Raw genomic sequence first — 5,630 nt, forward strand, 5'->3', positions numbered from 1 at the left:
TCTTGACGATGACCTACTCTCACATGGGGAAGCCCCACACTACCATCGGCGATGCATCGTTTCACTGCTGAGTTCGGGATGGGATCAGGTGGTTCCAATGCTCTATGGTCGTCAAGAAATTCTGTTGCCAGACTGTCTTATGACACTCCAGCCAATTCGGATATGTGATCGTTGTGGTTGCGAACTTTCGGTTCTTTCGTCTTCACCACCGCAATCTGCAGAAGCAAATTGCTTGGGTGTTATATGGTCAAGCCTCACGGGCAATTAGTATCGGTTAGCTCAACGCCTCACAGCGCTTACACACCCGACCTATCAACGTCGTAGTCTTCGACGGCCCTTTAGGGGATTCAAGATCCCAGTGAGATCTCATCTTGAGGCAAGTTTCCCGCTTAGATGCTTTCAGCGGTTATCTCTTCCGAACATAGCTACCCGGCAATGCCACTGGCGTGACAACCGGAACACCAGAGGTTCGTCCACTCCGGTCCTCTCGTACTAGGAGCAGCCCCTCTCAAATCTCAAACGTCCACGGCAGATAGGGACCGAACTGTCTCACGACGTTCTAAACCCAGCTCGCGTACCACTTTAAATGGCGAACAGCCATACCCTTGGGACCGGCTTCAGCCCCAGGATGTGATGAGCCGACATCGAGGTGCCAAACACCGCCGTCGATATGAACTCTTGGGCGGTATCAGCCTGTTATCCCCGGAGTACCTTTTATCCGTTGAGCGATGGCCCTTCCATACAGAACCACCGGATCACTAAGACCTACTTTCGTACCTGCTCGACGTGTGGGTCTCGCAGTCAAGCGCGCTTTTGCCTTTATACTCTGCGACCGATTTCCGACCGGTCTGAGCGCACCTTCGTACTCCTCCGTTACTCTTTGGGAGGAGACCGCCCCAGTCAAACTACCCACCATACACTGTCCTCGATCCGGATCACGGACCTGAGTTAGAACCTCAAGGTTGCCAGGGTGGTATTTCAAGGATGGCTCCATGAGAACTGGCGTCCCCACTTCAAAGCCTCCCACCTATCCTACACAAGCAAGCTCAAAGTCCAGTGCAAAGCTATAGTAAAGGTTCACGGGGTCTTTCCGTCTAGCCGCGGATACACTGCATCTTCACAGCGATTTCAATTTCACTGAGTCTCGGGTGGAGACAGCGCCGCCATCGTTACGCCATTCGTGCAGGTCGGAACTTACCCGACAAGGAATTTCGCTACCTTAGGACCGTTATAGTTACGGCCGCCGTTTACCGGGGCTTCGATCAAGAGCTTCGCTTGCGCTAACCCCATCAATTAACCTTCCGGCACCGGGCAGGCGTCACACCCTATACGTCCACTTTCGTGTTTGCAGAGTGCTGTGTTTTTAATAAACAGTCGCAGCGGCCTGGTATCTTCGACCGGCATGGGCTTACGGAGCAAGTCCTTCACCCTCGCCGGCGCACCTTCTCCCGAAGTTACGGTGCCATTTTGCCTAGTTCCTTCACCCGAGTTCTCTCAAGCGCCTTGGTATTCTCTACCCGACCACCTGTGTCGGTTTGGGGTACGGTTCCCAGTTATCTGAAGCTTAGGAGCTTTTCTTGGAAGCATGGCATCAACCACTTCGTCGCCTAAAGGCAACTCGTCATCAGCTCTCGGCCTTGAAATCCCGGATTTGCCTAAGATTTCAGCCTACCACCTTAAACTTGGACAACCAACGCCAAGCTGGCCTAGCCTTCTCCGTCCCTCCATCGCAATAACTGGAAGTACAGGAATATTAACCTGTTTTCCATCGACTACGCTTTTCAGCCTCGCCTTAGGGACCGACTAACCCTGCGTCGATTAACGTTGCGCAGGAAACCTTGGTCTTTCGGCGTGCGAGTTTTTCACTCGCATTGTCGTTACTCATGTCAGCATTCGCACTTCTGATACCTCCAGCAAGCTTCTCAACTCACCTTCACAGGCTTACAGAACGCTCCTCTACCGCATCACCTAAGTGATACCCGTAGCTTCGGTGCATGGTTTGAGCCCCGTTACATCTTCCGCGCAGGCCGACTCGACTAGTGAGCTATTACGCTTTCTTTAAAGGATGGCTGCTTCTAAGCCAACCTCCTAGCTGTCTAAGCCTTCCCACATCGTTTCCCACTTAACCATGACTTTGGGACCTTAGCTGACGGTCTGGGTTGTTTCCCTTTTCACGACGGACGTTAGCACCCGCCGTGTGTCTCCCATGCTCGGCACTTCCAGGTATTCGGAGTTTGCATCGGTTTGGTAAGTCGGGATGACCCCCTAGCCGAAACAGTGCTCTACCCCCTGGAGTGATACATGAGGCGCTACCTAAATAGCTTTCGAGGAGAACCAGCTATCTCCGAGCTTGATTAGCCTTTCACTCCGATCCACAGGTCATCCGCTAACTTTTCAACGGTAGTCGGTTCGGTCCTCCAGTCAGTGTTACCTAACCTTCAACCTGCCCATGGATAGATCGCCCGGTTTCGGGTCTATACCCAGCGACTAAACGCCCTATTAAGACTCGCTTTCGCTACGCCTCCCCTATTCGGTTAAGCTCGCCACTGAATATAAGTCGCTGACCCATTATACAAAAGGTACGCAGTCACCTAACAAAGTAGGCTCCCACTGCTTGTACGCATACGGTTTCAGGTTCTATTTCACTCCCCTCTCCGGGGTTCTTTTCGCCTTTCCCTCACGGTACTGGTTCACTATCGGTCAGTCAGTAGTATTTAGCCTTGGAGGATGGTCCCCCCATGTTCAGACAAAGTTTCTCGTGCTCCGTCCTACTCGATTTCATTGACAAGAGATTTTCGTGTACGGGGCTATCACCCACTATGGCCGCACTTTCCAGAGCGTTCCACTAATCTCAAATCAACTTAAGGGCTGGTCCCCGTTCGCTCGCCACTACTAAGGGAATCTCGGTTGATTTCTTTTCCTCAGGGTACTTAGATGTTTCAGTTCCCCTGGTTCGCCTCTTGCACCTATGTATTCAGTACAAGATACCTAGGTTATCCTAGGTGGGTTCCCCCATTCAGAGATCTCTGGATCACAGTCTGTTTGCCGACTCCCCAAAGCTTATCGCAGGCTACCACGTCTTTCATCGCCTCTGACTGCCAAGGCATCCACCGTATGCGCTTCTTCACTTGACCATATAACCCCAAGCAATCTGGTTATACTGTGAAGACGACATTCGCCGAAAATTCGCATGTTGCTCAATTAAGAGCAGAACTCACAAATTTTACCTTAGCCTGATGGCCCACCAGTGAAAGTGGTCATCAGTCTATCTATCACATATCCGAATTTTTAAAGAACGATCTGACAAAAGCCAGAAATCAACATTCACACCGGAATGTTCATTTCTAAGTTCTGCAGGTAACGGCAAGTGGTGGAGCCAAGCGGGATCGAACCGCTGACCTCCTGCGTGCAAGGCAGGCGCTCTCCCAGCTGAGCTATGGCCCCGTAGTCATCTGCACCAAGCTAATGGTAGGTCTGGGCAGATTTGAACTGCCGACCTCACCCTTATCAGGGGTGCGCTCTAACCAACTGAGCTACAGACCTATAACAGGGTCGCGTTACAGCATCGTCTTCTTCAAGGAATCAAGCAATTCGTGTGGGAGCTCATCAGCAGGCTGATGTCTTCGATTAAGGAGGTGATCCAGCCGCAGGTTCCCCTACGGCTACCTTGTTACGACTTCACCCCAGTCATGAATCACACCGTGGTAACCGTCCTCCCGAAGGTTAGACTAGCTACTTCTGGTGCAACCCACTCCCATGGTGTGACGGGCGGTGTGTACAAGGCCCGGGAACGTATTCACCGCGACATTCTGATTCGCGATTACTAGCGATTCCGACTTCACGCAGTCGAGTTGCAGACTGCGATCCGGACTACGATCGGTTTTGTGAGATTAGCTCCACCTCGCGGCTTGGCAACCCTCTGTACCGACCATTGTAGCACGTGTGTAGCCCAGGCCGTAAGGGCCATGATGACTTGACGTCATCCCCACCTTCCTCCGGTTTGTCACCGGCAGTCTCCTTAGAGTGCCCACCATAACGTGCTGGTAACTAAGGACAAGGGTTGCGCTCGTTACGGGACTTAACCCAACATCTCACGACACGAGCTGACGACAGCCATGCAGCACCTGTGTCAGAGTTCCCGAAGGCACCAATCCATCTCTGGAAAGTTCTCTGCATGTCAAGGCCTGGTAAGGTTCTTCGCGTTGCTTCGAATTAAACCACATGCTCCACCGCTTGTGCGGGCCCCCGTCAATTCATTTGAGTTTTAACCTTGCGGCCGTACTCCCCAGGCGGTCAACTTAATGCGTTAGCTGCGCCACTAAAATCTCAAGGATTCCAACGGCTAGTTGACATCGTTTACGGCGTGGACTACCAGGGTATCTAATCCTGTTTGCTCCCCACGCTTTCGCACCTCAGTGTCAGTATCAGTCCAGGTGGTCGCCTTCGCCACTGGTGTTCCTTCCTATATCTACGCATTTCACCGCTACACAGGAAATTCCACCACCCTCTACCATACTCTAGCTCGCCAGTTTTGGATGCAGTTCCCAGGTTGAGCCCGGGGCTTTCACATCCAACTTAACGAACCACCTACGCGCGCTTTACGCCCAGTAATTCCGATTAACGCTTGCACCCTCTGTATTACCGCGGCTGCTGGCACAGAGTTAGCCGGTGCTTATTCTGTCGGTAACGTCAAAACAGCAAGGTATTAACTTACTGCCCTTCCTCCCAACTTAAAGTGCTTTACAATCCGAAGACCTTCTTCACACACGCGGCATGGCTGGATCAGGCTTTCGCCCATTGTCCAATATTCCCCACTGCTGCCTCCCGTAGGAGTCTGGACCGTGTCTCAGTTCCAGTGTGACTGATCATCCTCTCAGACCAGTTACGGATCGTCGCCTTGGTGAGCCTTTACCTCACCAACTAGCTAATCCGACCTAGGCTCATCTGATAGCGTGAGGTCCGAAGATCCCCCACTTTCTCCCGTAGGACGTATGCGGTATTAGCGCCCCTTTCGGAACGTTGTCCCCCACTACCAGGCAGATTCCTAGGCATTACTCACCCGTCCGCCGCTGAATCAAGGAGCAAGCTCCCGTCATCCGCTCGACTTGCATGTGTTAGGCCTGCCGCCAGCGTTCAATCTGAGCCATGATCAAACTCTTCAGTTCAATACTGCTTGGGTTTTTAAGAAACCCTAAACTTGGCTCAGCAATCTCAAATGACTATGTGATTTCTCGCATGGCCACTTGTGATGCTGATAATCTTGGCGACTATCAGTCCGTACTCACAAGCACCCACACGAATTGCTTGATTCGATTGTTAAAGAGCGATTTGGTTAAGCGCTTTGCTCAACCGAGGCCGCGCATTCTACGCTTTCCTCTAAGTCTGTCAAGCGTTTATTTTGAAGTTTTTTCCGAGAAACCCGTTCAACTTCAACCGCTTAACTCGCTGCGATCTCTCGTAGCGGGAGGCGAATCATACAGCGTTAAAACCTGCTGTCAACTGCCTTTTTCACCGCTGCCGATCACTAGATCGAAGCCCTTCCAATACTACCTGAAGCGTTCAACTCATTGATTATCAAGGAGTTTTGCGTTTCGACTGCGTCGGAAGTGGGGCGCATTATAAGGGGATTC

General features: G+C 51.8%; 2 tRNA genes and 3 rRNA genes. All 5 read right to left on the reverse strand.

What is annotated here, in order from left to right:
- Nucleotides 1–116: ribosomal RNA gene (gene rrf / locus ABOA88_RS23910) — 5S ribosomal RNA — on the reverse strand.
- Nucleotides 117–243: 127 nt separating this feature from the next.
- A 23S ribosomal RNA gene (locus tag ABOA88_RS23915) occupies nucleotides 244–3,134 on the reverse strand.
- A 234-nt stretch (nucleotides 3,135–3,368) separates the two neighbouring features.
- Nucleotides 3,369–3,444, reverse strand: a tRNA-Ala gene (locus ABOA88_RS23920).
- A gap of 22 nt (nucleotides 3,445–3,466) precedes the next feature.
- Nucleotides 3,467–3,543, reverse strand: a tRNA-Ile gene (locus tag ABOA88_RS23925).
- Nucleotides 3,544–3,628: 85 nt separating this feature from the next.
- Nucleotides 3,629–5,165: ribosomal RNA gene (locus ABOA88_RS23930) — 16S ribosomal RNA — on the reverse strand.
- The 16S, 23S and 5S rRNA genes sit together here with 2 tRNA genes alongside, the layout of an rRNA operon.
- Nucleotides 5,166–5,630: the final 465 nt, after the last annotated feature.

The organism is Pseudomonas sp. PKS (assembly GCF_051913525.1).
GTDB classification, from domain to species: Bacteria; Pseudomonadota; Gammaproteobacteria; order Pseudomonadales; family Pseudomonadaceae; genus Aquipseudomonas; species Aquipseudomonas guariconensis_D.